Annotated in this window: 13 protein-coding genes; 2 read left to right on the top strand and 11 right to left on the bottom strand. The window is 25.6% G+C overall.

All coding sequences use genetic code 11. The annotated features are described in order from the left end of the window. Positions 1-93: 93 nt before the first annotated feature. Both KYD98_RS10040 and cdaA read right to left on the bottom strand, forming a co-directional pair. A complete protein-coding gene (locus KYD98_RS10040) occupies positions 94-1329 on the bottom strand; it encodes a CdaR family protein (protein WP_219779746.1) in 1236 nt (411 codons plus the stop codon). After that, on the bottom strand, positions 1299-2153 hold the full coding sequence (gene cdaA, locus KYD98_RS10035; protein ID WP_373368732.1) for a diadenylate cyclase CdaA: 855 nt from the start codon (positions 2151-2153) through the stop codon (positions 1299-1301). The genes KYD98_RS10040 and cdaA overlap by 31 nt, the downstream gene beginning before the upstream one ends. A 178-nt stretch (positions 2154-2331) precedes the next feature. Between cdaA and KYD98_RS10030 the strand changes: the two genes are divergently transcribed. Together KYD98_RS10030 and KYD98_RS10025 are read left to right on the top strand one after the other, a co-directional pair. Then, the gene (locus KYD98_RS10030; RefSeq protein ID WP_219779742.1) at positions 2332-3309 is read left to right on the top strand and encodes a hypothetical protein; all 978 of its coding nucleotides are present in this window, start codon (positions 2332-2334) and stop codon (positions 3307-3309) included. A 69-nt stretch (positions 3310-3378) separates the two neighbouring features. Continuing rightward, the gene (locus KYD98_RS10025; RefSeq protein ID WP_219779740.1) at positions 3379-3990 is read left to right on the top strand and encodes a cell wall hydrolase; all 612 of its coding nucleotides are present in this window, start codon (positions 3379-3381) and stop codon (positions 3988-3990) included. A gap of 139 nt (positions 3991-4129) precedes the next feature. Here the strand turns inward: KYD98_RS10025 and iadA are convergent, their stop codons facing one another. From iadA to KYD98_RS09980, 9 genes are all read right to left on the bottom strand, one after another. Continuing rightward, positions 4130-5305 carry a beta-aspartyl-peptidase gene (gene iadA, locus KYD98_RS10020; protein ID WP_219779738.1) on the bottom strand — a complete coding sequence of 392 codons (1176 nt, stop codon included), beginning with the start codon at positions 5303-5305 and terminating at the stop codon, positions 4130-4132. A gap of 54 nt (positions 5306-5359) precedes the next feature. Beyond that, positions 5360-6619 (bottom strand): tetratricopeptide repeat protein, encoded by a 1260-nt coding sequence (locus tag KYD98_RS10015; RefSeq protein WP_219779736.1) that lies wholly within the window; start codon positions 6617-6619, stop codon positions 5360-5362. A gap of 141 nt (positions 6620-6760) precedes the next feature. Beyond that, entirely contained in the window at positions 6761-7285 is a 525-nt protein-coding gene (locus KYD98_RS10010; RefSeq protein ID WP_219779734.1) for a chromate transporter, read from the bottom strand. Between the two features lie 3 nt (positions 7286-7288). Beyond that, positions 7289-7825: a chromate transporter gene (locus tag KYD98_RS10005; RefSeq protein WP_219779732.1), complete on the bottom strand. Its 537-nt coding sequence runs from the start codon at positions 7823-7825 to the stop codon at positions 7289-7291. 203 nt (positions 7826-8028) lie between these two features. Continuing rightward, entirely contained in the window at positions 8029-9648 is a 1620-nt protein-coding gene (ptsP, locus tag KYD98_RS10000) for a phosphoenolpyruvate--protein phosphotransferase (RefSeq protein WP_219779730.1), read from the bottom strand. A 179-nt stretch (positions 9649-9827) separates the two neighbouring features. Continuing rightward, the gene (locus tag KYD98_RS09995; RefSeq protein WP_219779728.1) at positions 9828-10862 is read right to left on the bottom strand and encodes a ribonucleotide-diphosphate reductase subunit beta; all 1035 of its coding nucleotides are present in this window, start codon (positions 10860-10862) and stop codon (positions 9828-9830) included. 214 nt (positions 10863-11076) lie between these two features. Next, the gene (locus KYD98_RS09990; protein ID WP_219779726.1) at positions 11077-13308 is read right to left on the bottom strand and encodes a ribonucleoside-diphosphate reductase subunit alpha; all 2232 of its coding nucleotides are present in this window, start codon (positions 13306-13308) and stop codon (positions 11077-11079) included. 210 nt (positions 13309-13518) lie between these two features. Further along, positions 13519-15372 carry a sensor histidine kinase gene (locus tag KYD98_RS09985; RefSeq protein WP_258049751.1) on the bottom strand — a complete coding sequence of 618 codons (1854 nt, stop codon included), beginning with the start codon at positions 15370-15372 and terminating at the stop codon, positions 13519-13521. A gap of 33 nt (positions 15373-15405) precedes the next feature. Then, the gene (locus tag KYD98_RS09980; RefSeq protein WP_219779722.1) at positions 15406-16095 is read right to left on the bottom strand and encodes a response regulator transcription factor; all 690 of its coding nucleotides are present in this window, start codon (positions 16093-16095) and stop codon (positions 15406-15408) included. Positions 16096-16103: the final 8 nt, after the last annotated feature.

Genomic DNA, 16103 nt, shown 5'->3' with positions numbered 1-16103 from the left:
CTTTTATCTAATTATTTTAAGTATTTAGTTAATATAATAATAAGTTTAAACGGATTATATCATAAAACAACCACAGTTTAAACTGTGGTTGTTTTATACCTTCTTTTTAATAGATACATTGACCTCATTAACTGATACTATAGAAATATTTGGATTTTCTCCATTTAAAGTAACAGTTGGTGTATATTTTAAAACACCTTCTTGAGATATACTGGATAAATCTACTACTACCTTAATATTATTTGATGAATATTCATCTAAATCAGATTGTGTTCCCGAAATAATTACATTTACATTTTCAGTTTTAGATTCAAGTGTAAATTCTTGTAATAAGTTAATATATTCAACTTTACATGATATTTCTTTTGTTTTAGATACATCTTTATTTTCTTTATTTATTTTAATTTTTACATTTACAGTTTCTTCCTTAGATCTTACTGTTATACCTTCTGGCAAATCAAGTTTTATATTTTCCTCCAAATCTCCAGTAATATTATTTAAATTAATTTCTTCTGTATCAATTGAAGAAATATCTTTTATAACATTATTATCTCCTGTTATATGAACTTCTTTCAAACTTGATTCCATACTAGCTATTGATAATCCACTCCCTAAATTTCCTGTAGTTTTTATATTAATAGGAACTACCTTTTCATTACTAATTTTAATTGATAATTCTGCTTCTGTATAATTTGATGTAATTCCTATAACTTCTTTACCACTATCATCTAGAAATTTTATATTATATCTCTTTTGTACATCTTTATCTATCCCTTTTAACTCTCCTATTAGTACACCTTGACTAACTTTATTAACCGCACTTTCTGGACCAGATATAGTTACTTTTTGAGGAGATATAGTTTGCTCTTTTTTGTATATATTTTCATTAAATGAAAGAGTAACTTTTGACTTTAATGGAACTTCTTTAGATATTAACTCCTCAAGGTTTATTTTAATTCCTAAAAAACCATTATTTTTTATATTAATATTATCTGGATAACTTATAACTTGAATAGGAATTAAATTTTCTCCACTTTTTAGTGCATATGCTCCCATATCCGCTACTAATTTAAAAGATTCTGGATTAACTTTATATAAATCACTTGAAGCACCCTCTAATCTTAAATCTACTGTAAATTTTTGATCTGGTACAATTGCTAAATTAGCATCTGAAATACTACTTTGATTTATTAACTCTACTGGTACCCCCTTTAATTCATATGTTCTTACTGGATTCTCTACATTTGATATATAAAGCCATAAGCCAAAAGATAAACATATGCATAATAACTTAACTACTAGCGTTTGATTTTTATTTCCTTTAGCCATGACTTCACCCTCTCCCCAGCACTTTTAACATTCTTTTTACTCCTATTTTCAATTATACTTAATAATACTTTTCTTAACTTTTCTTTATCATATCCTCTTCTTAATTTACCGTTTATAGCCAAAGATACTACTCCCGTTTCTTCAGATACAATAATTATTAATGAATCCGAAACTTCTGAAAGACCTATTGCGGCCCTATGCCTAGTTCCTAATTTTTTATTAATTGTATTATTACTTGTTAAGGGAAGAACACATCCTGATGCTGCTATTCTACTATTTCTTATTATTGTAGCTCCATCATGTAACGGTGTATTTACTACAAAAATATTTTCTAAAAGATTAGATGTCACATTTGCATCTAAGATTGTTCCTGATGCAATTAAATCTCCAAGTCCTGTTTTTTGCTCTATTACAATTAATGCGCCTGTTTTAGTTTCAGCTAAATTCTCAACTGCATTTACAATTTCATTAATTACAATATCTCTAATCTCTTTATCATCTATATAATGTATATCTTCAAAAGCCGATCTACCAATATGTTCTAATGCTCTTCTTATTTCAGGTTGAAAAATTATAATTACAGATAATACCCCAATTGTTAATGTCTTATTTAAAATAAAATATAACATATCCAATTTCAATAAATAGCTAATAGGAATAAGAACAATAATTAATACAATTCCTTTTAATAATTGTTCAGCTCTTGTTTCTTTTATAAGCATATATCCCTTATAAAATATAAATGATACTACAAGAATATCCAATATTGACCACAAAGACATAGTACTTATATTTTTCATTATTAGTGATATAAATTCTTCCACTGCCATCACCTCGCTTATTTGTCTATATAAAATTATACACTAAACATTAACCTCTTTATATATAAAGAGAATTACTATTTTATTAAAAATTCCTTATTTTTATAATAATTTTTTACTCTACTTAATATAAGTAATATTAAGTAACTAAAATTATTTTATTAAATAATAGGAGGGATTTATGTTTAATATATCTATAAATAAAAAATCATTAAAAATTTTAATTACACTAACTATTTCTATAATGTTTATAATAGTATTATTCACTTTATTTTTAAAAAATAAAGACTTAAATAAACTTAATCAAGCCTCTAAAAATATAGTACATTTAAATTCATCTTTAAAATCTAAAGAAAAAGATGGCACCTTTGATTCTTCATCAGCTTGTAAATTACTAAATAGTAATAAATCTTCATTAGATAAATCTATTGCTAATTTAAATACCTTAAAATTAAATGATAAAAATTTAGAAACTTTGAAAAACCAACTTTATGATTATTCTAAATTAAACTTTAAATTATATAATTCTAGTTTAGCCATTTTAAATAATGAGAATGCTGAAAATTTTGAAAAATTATATGAAGATTTAATAAAAAGCGAAAAAGATGTTCTACTTGCTACAGATAATTTATCAAAAAAAGGCTTAGCTATTTCATTTCCTAAAGAAGCAAATATATTTTTTTCAAATATAAATAGATATGTTAATGGACTTTATAAAAATAATAGAGAAAAAGACATTTATGACGAACAAAAAAGAGATTTTATTTGTACTATGAATGAAATTCTTAATGATTTTACAAGTTTACAAGAAGATTTTAGACCTGCTATATCAAAAATAAGAGAAGATAATAGAGATTTATCTATATTACTTTGTGATATTAATAATAAACGTTCTTCTTTTAATGATATTAAAAATAAATCTTATTCTGTTTCAATACCAGTTGGGACTGATAAATGTTATGAATCATTAGAAGAAATGTTAAATTCATTTGAATCATATATAAATTCATTTGAACGTAATGTAAAAACTGAATTTAATTTATCTTCTAATAAAAAAGACAATATTGAAAGCTTATATGAAGATACATCTAATAAATATTTGGATTTTTTAGAATGTCTTGATACATTTAAAACTTCAATATACTCATATAAAAACTAAATTGTGCATATAAGTATCTTTTTTGGCAATAATACTATTGGATTGAATTATGCCAAAGGAGGATTTTTCATGAAAAAAACATATAGCATTTTTATAATAGTTTTAGTGCTATATCTTTCCGTTATAAATACTACTGCTTATGCACAAGTATTAAGTAAAAATTTTTATAATAATATTCTTGTTAAGAAGGCAATTAATGAAATTTATTTAAATAGTATACAATTCCAAGTACAATTTAATAAAGAAGATCAACGAAATCAAAATGAACCTATTATAGAAGTATTTAATCATAACACTCATAGACTCTATATAACGGAAGATGATATTGAATTGATGGCTAAACTAGTTTGTGCTGAAAGTATTGGCGAACCATATAATGGGAAAATCGCAGTAGCATCAGTTGTTTTAAACCGTGCTATAAACCCAAAATTCCCAAATACAATAAGAGATGTAATTTTACAAAAAAATGCATTTTCTTGTGTTAAAAATGGTAATATACAAGCTACTCCAAATCAATCATGTTATGATGCAGTTTATGATGCCATAAAAGGATCTGATCCTACAAATGAAGCATTATTCTTTTATAATCCAAGTACTGCAACATGCAGCTGGATGCGTCAAACTGAAAAACAAGATATAACTACTATAGGACATCATACATTCTTTAAAATAAAATCTTAATTAACCTTATAAAAGTACCCTCTCAATTTAATATTTTTGAGAGGGTATTTTATTAATCTACTTTATTTTATTATTGTTTAATATCTATATTATTATACAAACATTATGCTAAAATATAATTTATTTTAAATTAGTAATTTTATTCTTCAAAAGTTCCTTTAATTACTATATTTTCATTTTCTATCATTTTATTACCATTAGCAAAAACAGTTTCTATATTTAATGTATTTTCATCTACTATAACTAAATCAGCATCCTTACCTGTCTTTATTCTTCCCTTATTATTTAATTTTAATATATCTGCAACATTTGATGTTATAACCTTTATAGCATCTTCTATAGGAATATTATGTTTTAATATGCTCTCTTTAACTTCTCTATACAAAGACTCTACCGTACAAACTCCAAGTCCTATTAATTCTTTTTCTTTATTGAATTTAGGCATGCTTCCATTCCCATCTGATGTAAATGTTATATTAGATATTGGTAATCCTAAATCTAAAAATTCCTTTAACCCATCTGATGCTCTTAGTTCACCATTTTCCATAAAGTCTAAGTCACAGCTTGTAGTCAAATCAATAACTCCACCTCTTTTAGCATATTCTAAACCTTCTTTAAAAAGCTCTATATTTCTATTTATATGAGTTGGAAATAATTGAGATAATGGTATTTCTGTCATCTCTAATATTCTAAATAAATAATCCAACCTTCTTCTACCATCTCCAATATGTATATTTACCACTCCTGATTTACTTGATAGCATTCCACCAACTCTTGCTTCAGCAACTAATTCAACAAACTTTTCATATGTTGGCTGTGAACTTCTATTATCAGATAATGCTATTTCTCCAACACCTATAATTTCTTGAACTAACATTATATCCTCTTTAATAAATCCTGTTAGTGTTCTAACTGGTACATCATATGATCCTGTATAACAGTAGGCTGACATTCCCTCTTCATTTAAAGCCTTAACCTTAGCTATCAAAGATTTAATATCCCTACAGACTCCGTCTGTTCCTATACATCCAATAACTGTAGTAACTCCATATCTAGTTAATTGTGAAAGTTGAATTTCTGGTGTCCTTGTTTTATATCCACCTTCTCCTCCACCTCCAAGTATGTGAACATGAGAATCAATAAATCCCGGAAAAGCTATTTTTCCAGTTCCGTCAATAATATTTATATCAATAAAATCATTTGGAATATTTAATTTATCATATACACCTTCTATCTTTCCAAAAGCCAATACAATGTCTTTTATTCCAAGATATTCTGGAGAATATACTTTAATATTTTTAATTATTGATATCACATCATCACATCCTAATTTTATTTTTACTATCTTTGTAATTCTTTTTAGTTTTATCTATTTATTTAGGATATTTAAGATATTTTGATTAAAATAAATAGAGTTTGGAAAATTATCTTCTAATTTATTAGCATAATATAAACTCTTATCTTTATTAGTTTCTTTAGTTAACATTGCAGCATTATATAATGCGTTATCAGCATATTCACCCTTAGGATATTTACCATAATATTCATCATAAGTTTTTATTGCATCTTCATTATTTTTAACATTTTCTAATGTAACAGCTTTATAAAATATTATATGTTCTTTTAAATAGCTTCCCTCACAATACTTATATGCTTTTTGAAATTCTATATTTGCATTTTCATAATTTTTTAAATTAAATTCATTCATAGCTTTCTCATAAAATTTCTCTACACCTGTAGTTTTCAATATATCAATTGCATTTCTGTACATTCCTTTATTATTATTATCAATATCATTTTCATTTACATTATCTAATTCTGAATAAATAGTATCTAAATCATTTTTATCTAATGCTTCTTTTAACTTATCAACATTAATAGAATTCTTCTTTGTTACATCACTTATATTTTCTTCTTCAATAACTTCTTTTTCAATAACTTCTTCTTTAGCATTATCTTTTGTATTTTCCAAAGTATTATTCGGTAATGATTCAATTGAATTATTACTACTTTCCTTATTGATGTTTGAACCGTTATAGAAACTATATGTAATTGTAACTATTATTGATAATATAATCATTGATGTTATAGGAATCCATAATTTATGATTTGATCCTTTATAAGCTTTTACTTCTATTAGTTCTTTTTTGATTTGATTGGCTATTTTGGATTTTTTATCTAAACTAAGAACTTTTTCCATATGATTTATACACTTAGTAAAATCACCTTTTTTTTGATAACATAATGCCAATGCTGTATTTACCTTTATAGAATTGAAATCACTTTCTAAACATTGTTTAAATATATTTATTGCATCATCTATATTTAAATCTTTTAACCTCTTTTCTCCTAATAAATATAATTCGCTTCTACGTTTATCTTCCTGTGTATCTTTTAAATAGTTTTTAGCCATACCATCATCATTAAAATCTTTATTTATTTTCCAAACAGTGATTGCTCCATCTAAATTCCCTTTTTGATATAATAAAATACCTTTTAAATTTAATATTGAAGAATTTTTTAAACTATATGCTAAAGCTTCTTCACATATTTCCAATGCTTTATTTATTTCTCCTGTTTGATAATATTTTATAGCTTTATTATAAAGTTTCCTACACTTCTTATCCATTTGGTTAACCCCTTTTTATACTAGTTTTTCTATGTAAAATATATTTAATACAAATTATAATAATACTTCTATAAAAAATGTAATAATACCTTTTTTATATTAACATAACTATCATTATATAAGTACTATAATATATATCGTCTAAAAACTCCAAAAAATAATACCTAATATTCCAGAAAATACTATAGATATTATTGGATGTATTTTCTTTGATAAAAGCATTCCTGATATTATCAGTGTAATAACTACTGATTTTATATCAATATATGCCTCCTTCGCTAGATTAAAGAAAGCTTGAAGTATTAACGCAATAAGTATAGGACGCATTCCAAGTAGTGCAGCTTTTAAAACAGTAGAATCTTTAAATTTATTTAAAGTTCTTGATACTATACTAACTAATACAAAAGATGTGGTCATAACCCCAATAGTTGCAAATAGACTTCCCATTACACCTGCTACTTTAAACCCTACAAATGTCGCTGAATTTATAGCTACTGGGCCTGGAGTCATCTGTGATATTCCTATAATATCCATAAAATTATTTACTGTTAGCCATCCATTGTTATCAATAATTTCCTTTTGAATAAAAGGTATCATTGCATATCCTCCACCAAAACTAAATGTCCCTATTTTTAAAAAAGCTAAAAATAATTTTATTAATATCATTATTTACTGCACCTTCTCTCTTAAAAAAATCATTCCATATATAGCAGAAGCTAAAATAACAATAACAGGATGTATATCAAAGATAATTAAAGCAATAAGACCTAATATAATCATTAATAATGTATTTAAGTTTTTCTTTATTCCTTTTGATAAACTTATAACTCCAAACAATACAAGCATTGGTACTGCTGCATTTATCCCTTTAAATGCTAAATTAACAAAATAATTATCTCTAAACTGAATAAATATTCCTGCAATAATAAGTATTATAAAAAATGAAGGTAACGTAACTGCTAATACGGCAATAATTTGACCTATCATTCCACCGATTTTTTGTCCAATAAAAAGTGAGCAGTTAACAGCTAAGGCACCTGGTAAACTTTGAGATACAACTAAAATATCCATAAATTCATCTTTATCTATCCACTTTTTATTTATTACAACTTCTTGCTCAATCAGCGGAATCATTGCATATCCTCCGCCAAACGTAAAAGCTCCTATTTTAAAAAATGCTATAAACATTTCTAACATTTTTTTCATTTCTTTTCCCCCTTACTTATTGTAAATGTCAATTATATTTAAAATTATTAATACAACTATTTTACCATTAAATAAATCATATTATTAACTTATAAAATCTAAAATAAATTATACTTTTATATAAATTCTCAATAAATTTAAATTCTTTTAACTATTTTAAAGAAAAAAAAGGTGGAGTAAACTCCACCTAAAATTCAATAATATTATTCTTGTTCTAACATAATCTTCTTAGCATTTAAGATTGATGTAGCACTCATTGAAAATTCATCTAATCCATATTCAACTAATGTTGGGATAGCTGCCTCATCTCCAGCCATTTCTCCACACATTCCTACCCATTTTCCATGTTTATGTGCACCATCTATAGTCATCTTTATTAATCTAAGTACTGCTGGATGCATTGGATTATAAAGATATGAAACTTTTTCACTCATTCTATCAGCTGCTAATGTATATTGAATTAAATCATTTGTTCCTATTGAGAAGAAATCAACATGTTTAGCTAATTCATCAGCATAAACTGCTGCTGCTGGAATTTCAACCATGATACCCCATTGAATACTTTCTGAGAAATTTTTTCCTTCAGATTTTAATTCAGCTTTACATTCTTCAACAACTTCTTTAGCTTGTTGGAATTCTTCTAATCCTGAAATCATAGGGAACATTACACAAAGATTTCCGTATACAGAAGCTCTTAATAATGCTCTTAATTGAACTTTAAAGATTTCTTTTCTATCTAAACAAAGTCTTATAGCTCTATATCCTAAGAAAGGATTCATTTCTTCTGGTAATGGTAAGTAAGGAAGTGTTTTATCTCCTCCAATATCAAGAGTTCTTATAACAACTTGTTTTCCTTCCATTTTTTCAAGAACAAATTTATAACTTTCAAATTGTTCTTCTTCTGTTGGAGCACTTTCTCTATCCATGTATAAGAATTCAGTTCTGAATAATCCTACACCATCTCCACCATTTTCTAGAACACCAAGAACATCTTCTGGTTTACCAATGTTTCCACAAACTTCAATTCTTCTACCTGATTTAGTAGTTGTTTTAACATCTATTAATTTCTTTAATTCTTCTTGTTCTTTTTTAAATTTTTCTTGTTTAGCTTTATATTCTGATAAAACATCTTCTGATGGATTTATAATTACATCTCCAGTTAACCCATCAACTATAACCATATCTCCATTTTTAACACTTGTAGTTATATCTCCAAGACCAAGTACTGCTGGGATTTCTAATGTTCTAGCCATTATAGCTGCATGTGATGTTCTTCCACCTATGTTTGTAATAAATCCTACTACTTTACTTCTATCTAATTGAGCTGTATCTGATGGTGTTAAATCATGTGCAACTACTACTGTGTTATTTTCAGTAATAGCAAATGCATCTCCACCTTTACCAGCAAAGTTAGATATTATTCTCTTAGATACGTCTTTAATATCTGCAGCTCTTTCTCTCATATAATCGTTATCCATAGACTCAAATATAGCAACAAAACTATTTGTAACATTCTCTATAGCTTTTAAACCATTAAGACTGTTCATTTCTATTTCACTAAGCATTGCTCCAGTAAATTCTGGGTCATCTAATAATGTAATATGAGCTTCAAAAACTGCTGCTTTTTCTGATCCCATTTCCTTTTCTGCTTTAACTTTAATAACTTCTAATTGTGACTTAGAATCATCTAAAGCCTTTTGTAATTTTTCTTTTTCAAAAGATACATCTGAAATTTTTACATCTGTTATAACTATTTCTTCATTTTCATTTAAAAATACTTTTCCTATTGCATATCCTTTAGAAGCAGCAATACCTTTTTTCATTTTTAAAACTCCTCCTCGAAATTAAAATTCAATCTATTTTTTTGCTAATATTACTAAAATTTAACTTAAATCCTATTTTGATAACCTTTAACTTAAAACCTAACTTCAATTATTATAACATAAGTTTTAAAAATTTTAATATATTTTGTTGAAAAACATTCAAATTTATTTAAATTTGTTTATAAATCATCAATTAAATATGAAGCTTTTGCATAAGCTGTAGATTTTGCTTCAAAAAAATCTGTTTTTACCGAATTAGAATTAGATACTATATCAACCCACTTTGCCGGATTTTCATTATAACCTTCAAATAAAGGTTCTAAATTTATCTCTTTTAATCTTTTATTACCTAAATACCTTATATAATCCTCAATTAGCTTCTTATTTATTCCTTGAATATTATCTCCTATAACATAGTGTCCCCATAAAATTTCATTTTCTACACCTATTTTCATCATCTCTCTTAATTCATTTTTTAATTCTTCTGTGAATAAATCAGGTATTTCAGTTTGTAATTCTTTTATTATATTTCTAAATAGCCAAAGATGGGTATTTTCATCTCTGTTTATATATCTAATTTCTTGAGCGGAACCAGTCATTTTCCCATTTCTTTCCAAGTTATAAAAAAACATAAATCCAGAATAAAAATATATTCCTTCTAGAATATAATTAGCCATTACAGTTTTAATTAAATTATATTCTGTAGGCTTATTTATAAATTCATTATATAAATCTCCTATAAATTTATTTCTATTAAGTAAAATTTCATCATATTTCCATTGATAAAGTATTTCATTTCTTTCTTCTGGAGAACAAATACTATCAAGCATATAACTATAACTTTGAGAATGAACAGCTTCTTGAAAACTTTGAATTGTTAAACATAAATTTATTTCGCTAGCTGTAATATAATTATTTATATTACCCAAATTTGCTGTTTGTATTGAATCTAAAAATATTAAAAAAGATAGTATTTTATTATATGCAGTTCTTTCTTCTTTTAATAGATTTTTATAATCTTTTAAATCCTGTGCAAGATTAATTTCTTCTGGTATCCAAAAATTATTCATACTTTGTCTATACCAGTCTGATGCCCATGTGTATTTCATATTATTAAAATCATTTAAATTGGTTGTATTTCCATTAATTATTTTTTTTAATCTTGGTTCTTGATCACCAAATTCATTAAAGAGTGGTTTTTTATTTACTTTCATATATTATCTCTCCCATTTCTTTCACCTATAAAAATATTATGAAACTCAACTCACTTTATTTTCTGAATAAGTTTGAGTTACCAAATATAAAATTTACTAACTTTTAGATTGAATAATTTCACTTTTTATTTATCCAAAACTCGAACTCACTCTGCTCACCAAGTAAGTTCGAGTAATCAAATATAAATTCAATTACTCACTTTTTGACTCTAACTTATCCTGAGCAGCTTTCGCATTCTGTTACTTCTAATGATTTTGATCTAACATAATAAATTGATTTAACACCACACTTACAAGCTGCAATATATAAATTCATTATTTGTCTCATTGTATAATCAGTTGTTATATATAAATTAAAAGATTGACCTTGATCAATATGCCTTTGACGTATTCCATTTAACTCAACACACCATTTTTGATCTAAATTATAAGCAGAATTATAATACCAATAATTATCTGCTGAAAGATTTGGAGCTGTTTTAGGAATTATGCTTCCTTTCTTTTCTTCTAAATAGAATCTTGCCATAATAGGATCAATTCCTTCTGAAGTACCTGCGATTGTGGCAGTTGATCCATTTGGAGCTACTGCTAATAAATATCCATTTCTCATTCCAAACTTTTTAACATCTTCTTTTAAATTATTCCATTTTTTATTTGAGTATCCCCTTAATTGAAAGTATGATCCATTCTCCCAATCTGATCCTTCAAAAAATTTATATGATCCTTTTTCTTTTGAAATTTCCATGCTCGCCTTTATTGAATAATAATTAATTTTTTCATAAATTTTATCTGCAAAATTCTTATGATTTTCATGTAACCACTGAACTTTATTATTTGCCAGCATATGGTGGTATCCACTAGTTCCAAGACCTACACCTCTATATTTTTTATTTGTGATTTCAGCAAATGGTACTGAATAATAATTTAAATCTATTACATTATCCATTGCTCTAATTTGAGTTTCTATCACATATTCCATCTCTTTATCGTCAAGTACATTAATATTTCCAAGTACAAGTGAAGATAAATTACAAACAACAAAATCTCCACTCTCTATTTTTTGTACTACACTATAACTATCATCTTCTTTTATTATTTGATCTTCTTTCATTTTCATAGGACTCATATTTTGCATTATTTCTGTACATAAATTTGATGAATATATAATTCCATTGTGTTTATTAGGATTCATTTTATTAGCTATATCTCTATAAAATGCAAATGGTGCTCCTGTCTCTACCGCACTTTTAATTATTAATCTAACTATATCCTTTATTTTAATAATTCTTTTCTCTATTCTTTCATCATTAACGCACTCAAAATATTTGCGTTCCCATTCTTCTCCATAAAAATCTTCTAAACAATAACCTTTTACATTTTTAATATTATGAGGACACATCATATACCAATCAGCATCTATATTTTCTTCAGCAAGTTTCCAAAATAAATCTGGATAACAAATACCAGGAAATACATCATGAGCTTTTTTTCTATCATCTCCATTATTAGTTCTTATTTGAAGAAATTCAGGTATATCTTTGTGCCATATATCTAACCATATTGCTACAGATCCATTTCTAACGCCTAATTGATCTACTGCAATAGCTGTATCATTAAATAATTTAACCCATGGTATAATCCCACCAGATGCCCCTTTAAATCCTCTTATAGGTGCACCTAATGCTCTAATTTTTCCCATATAAATTCCCATTCCGCCACCAAACTTAGATACTTCAGCAAAATTATCTAATGATTTATAAATTCCTTTTAAACTATCATCAACAGTATCAATAAAACAAGAACTTAATTGATAAAATGGTTTTCTTGCATTTGACATAGTAGGTGTTGCCATAGTTGCTTTAAGCTGACTTAAGACATTATAAAATCTCTTTGCCCAATATACTCTATTACTTTGTTTCTCTGGAATTGCAAGATGCATAGCAATTCCCATGAACATTTGTTGAGGAAGCTCTAAGATTTCCCTATTATAATCTTGGACTAAATATCTTTTAGCTAAAAGATCAATTCCACTATAATTAAATATAAAATCTCGTTCAATCTTTATTTCATTTTCTAACTCTAATATCTCTTCTCTTGAATAGTTTTCTAATATATATTTCCCATAAAGATTCTTATTAGTAAGATCCTTGATAAACTCATAATAATTACTATATAAATTTCTATTTTTATCTATTCCTCTATTTTTTCTGACTTCATCATAAAGTTGATATATATATACTGTAGATGCTACATATTGCCAATTAGGTTCAGTACTTGTTGTCAAATCTAGAGAAACTTGAATCAAAGATTTCCTTACATCATTTATATCCATTCCATCTATTATTGTATATTCTAAAGCATTTAATAACTTTTCTTCAGTGTATGTTCCATCATTATCCTTAATACCCTTTATTGCTTTTCTGCATAATTCTTTCAAATCTAACATATGGCCTCTCTCCTACTATATATTGTGTTTATAAAATATTTTTTTACATTTTCATACTATATATTGATTTCAGTAATTTATAGTATAATTGTAATTTCCTTAATTGTAAAACTTGAAAAATCCCTATTAATATGCAAAAAAAGTGGTTAATCTCTAATTTTCTATAAATCAACCACTTAATCAATAATTTTTATTTAATAATATTTTTTATCACTTCAGAGGTAATATAATATATATTTTAAACATATCCCCCTCTGTTTCTATTTTTATTTCGCCACCATGAAGTTCTACAATACTTTTAGTTATTGCAAGTCCTAATCCTGACCCTTCTATACTTGAATTTCTAGATTTATCAGCTCTTACAAATCTCTCAAATATCTCTTCTTCATCAAAATCCATTTCATAATTAGAAACATTTTTCACAGTAATTTCTGCATATTCGTTTTTTAACTCTACTTCTATATACACTCTAGTATTTTCTAAAGAATATTTTAATGCATTAATTATTATATTTTCTAAAGCTCTTGATATCATTTTTCCATCAAGTTCCATAAAAATTTCTTCTTCTTTAGTTATAACTTTAAATGATATATTCTTATGTTCATATAAAAAACTATATTCTCCTATTCCTTGATGTATTAATGAAAGAATATCTATTTTTTCTTTACTTAATGTAATTTTTCCACTATTAATTTTAGACATTTCAAATAAATCTTCAATTAACGCCTTTAATTTTAATGATTTTTTATCTAATATTAATAAATAATCTTTTCTTTCCTCTTCTGTTATATTACTATTTTTTAATATATCTACATAGTTTATTATAGATGTTAATGGAGTCTTTAAATCATGTGAAACATTTGAAATTAGCTCTGTTTTTAACCTCTCATCTTTTACTCTTTCATCTAAAGCACTTTTATATGCATCTTTTATTAAATTGATATTACAAATCAACTCTTTTACTATAGGTGATCCTTTTACAGTAAGCGGTTCATCTAAATTTCCTTCATTTAATTTTTTTACACATTCATTTACCATAACAATATCTAAAGTTTTCTTCAATCCAAATATAACTGTTAATAGTATTCCTACAATCATTAAAAACGTGCCTTTAAAAGGATATGTCTGAAAAAATCTTACAAACATATTATTTTCATCTCCACCAGTTGCAAGAAAATATAAATAAGTAATCAATGATGCTAGTGAAACTCCTATAGCTAATACTAATGTTTTCCTAGTTTCTTTATATTTGAATCCATTTCTAAGTACAAATATAATATTATTAATAAGACGAGATTTAATTTTTGCTTCTCCAAAATCAAATCTTAATATAGCAAATATTTTTAAAACTAATGCTATATAAATAAAAAATAGTACAATAAAACTAATAAACTTTTTTCTTATTTGAATGATTTCATCCTTATAAGTATCTTTAGATGTGTAATATACTTCTTCGAAATTTTTTATGGTTTCATCCAAATAATTTACACTACCACGACTTACTAAAGGATTATAATTATCTATATTATTAAATTTTATACTTACTATTCCCTGTTCTTTAAACCTATTGCTTAATAAACCATCAATTTCATTTTCTTTAATATACTTAATTGAAGAATCTAAAAAAGGATCATTAGTAAAAAGTTCTTTTGTTTGCTTGTTCCTAATTATAAAATATATATCTTTTTTTAAATTAAATTCTTTTCTATATTTTTCTGTTTCACTATTAAAGAATTTCATCAATTCACTTAGTCTTTCTATATTCTCATTATTTGATGTTAATAGATCATATAAACCATCTGTTTTACTATAAATTATTGAAGCAAACCCTTTACTATCGTCATAAAGTTTATTTACTTCATATTCACTTTTATTAAAAACGGCATTAGTTAAAGTTCCACTTTTCCCATTTTTAATAAAATGTTTATAATCACCTACTAATGAAAATAATATACCTGTTATCAATGCCAATAATATTATGTCAATTAAATATATACTCTTAAAATATTGTTTAACTTTTCTTTTTAAGATTCTATATAAACTACTTGTATTGTTTGTATCCAAATACTTCAACTCTTCTCTATACATTTTCTATTTTTATTCTTTTTCAATCTTATATCCAATCCCCCATACAACTTTAATATATTCAGGTTCTTTTGTATTTAATTCTATTTTTTCCCTTATTCTCCTTATATGGACAGTTACCGTATTTTCACTCTTATAAAATGGTTCTTCCCATACTTTTTCATATATTTCTTTTATTGAAAATACTTTTCCTAAATTAGAAGCTAATAAATGCAGTATTTTATATTCCGTTGCTGTAACTTTTATTTCTTCATCTCTTAATGTAATATTTTTTGCTACAGTATCAATTATTAAGTCTTTAACTTTTATAATTTCTTCTCCATCTTCAATATTTAAAGGTTTATCATATCTTCTTAATTGTGATTTTACTCTAGCAACTAATTCTAAATGATTAAATGGTTTTGTTATGTAATCATCAGCTCCTACATTAAGCCCTAAAATTTTGTCTGAATCTTCCCCTTTAGCCGATAACATGATTATAGGTAAATTTTCAGTTTCTCTAATTTTTAAACAAGTTCTTATTCCATCTAATTTAGGCATCATTATATCTAAAACAATTAAATGGATCTTTTCAGTTTTAAGGATCTCTAAGGCTTCTAATCCATCAACTGCTTTAAATACTTTTAAATTTTCCCCTCTTAAATAAATTTCTATAGCATCTCTTATTTCCTTCTCATCATCAACAACTAACACATTAAACATAATCTATC

It is taken from the genome of Clostridium weizhouense (genome assembly GCF_019431045.1).
Classification (GTDB): domain Bacteria; phylum Bacillota; class Clostridia; order Clostridiales; family Clostridiaceae; genus Clostridium; species Clostridium weizhouense.
This window is presented reverse-complemented; position numbering and strand designations above follow the sequence as displayed.

Coding starts and splice junctions, on each gene's coding strand:
- KYD98_RS09995 (WP_219779728.1), bottom strand. CDS start 10,862: ATGAAAGTAAATAAAAAACCACTCTTTAATGAATTTGGTGATCAAGAA.
- KYD98_RS10015 (WP_219779736.1), bottom strand. CDS start 6,619: ATGGATAAGAAGTGTAGGAAACTTTATAATAAAGCTATAAAATATTAT.
- ptsP (WP_219779730.1), bottom strand. CDS start 9,648: ATGAAAAAAGGTATTGCTGCTTCTAAAGGATATGCAATAGGAAAAGTA.
- KYD98_RS10010 (WP_219779734.1), bottom strand. CDS start 7,285: ATGATATTAATAAAATTATTTTTAGCTTTTTTAAAAATAGGGACATTT.
- KYD98_RS10025 (WP_219779740.1), top strand. CDS start 3,379: ATGAAAAAAACATATAGCATTTTTATAATAGTTTTAGTGCTATATCTT.
- KYD98_RS10030 (WP_219779742.1), top strand. CDS start 2,332: ATGTTTAATATATCTATAAATAAAAAATCATTAAAAATTTTAATTACA.
- KYD98_RS09990 (WP_219779726.1), bottom strand. CDS start 13,308: ATGTTAGATTTGAAAGAATTATGCAGAAAAGCAATAAAGGGTATTAAG.
- KYD98_RS10040 (WP_219779746.1), bottom strand. CDS start 1,329: ATGGCTAAAGGAAATAAAAATCAAACGCTAGTAGTTAAGTTATTATGC.
- KYD98_RS09980 (WP_219779722.1), bottom strand. CDS start 16,095: ATGTTTAATGTGTTAGTTGTTGATGATGAGAAGGAAATAAGAGATGCT.
- KYD98_RS10005 (WP_219779732.1), bottom strand. CDS start 7,825: ATGAAAAAAATGTTAGAAATGTTTATAGCATTTTTTAAAATAGGAGCT.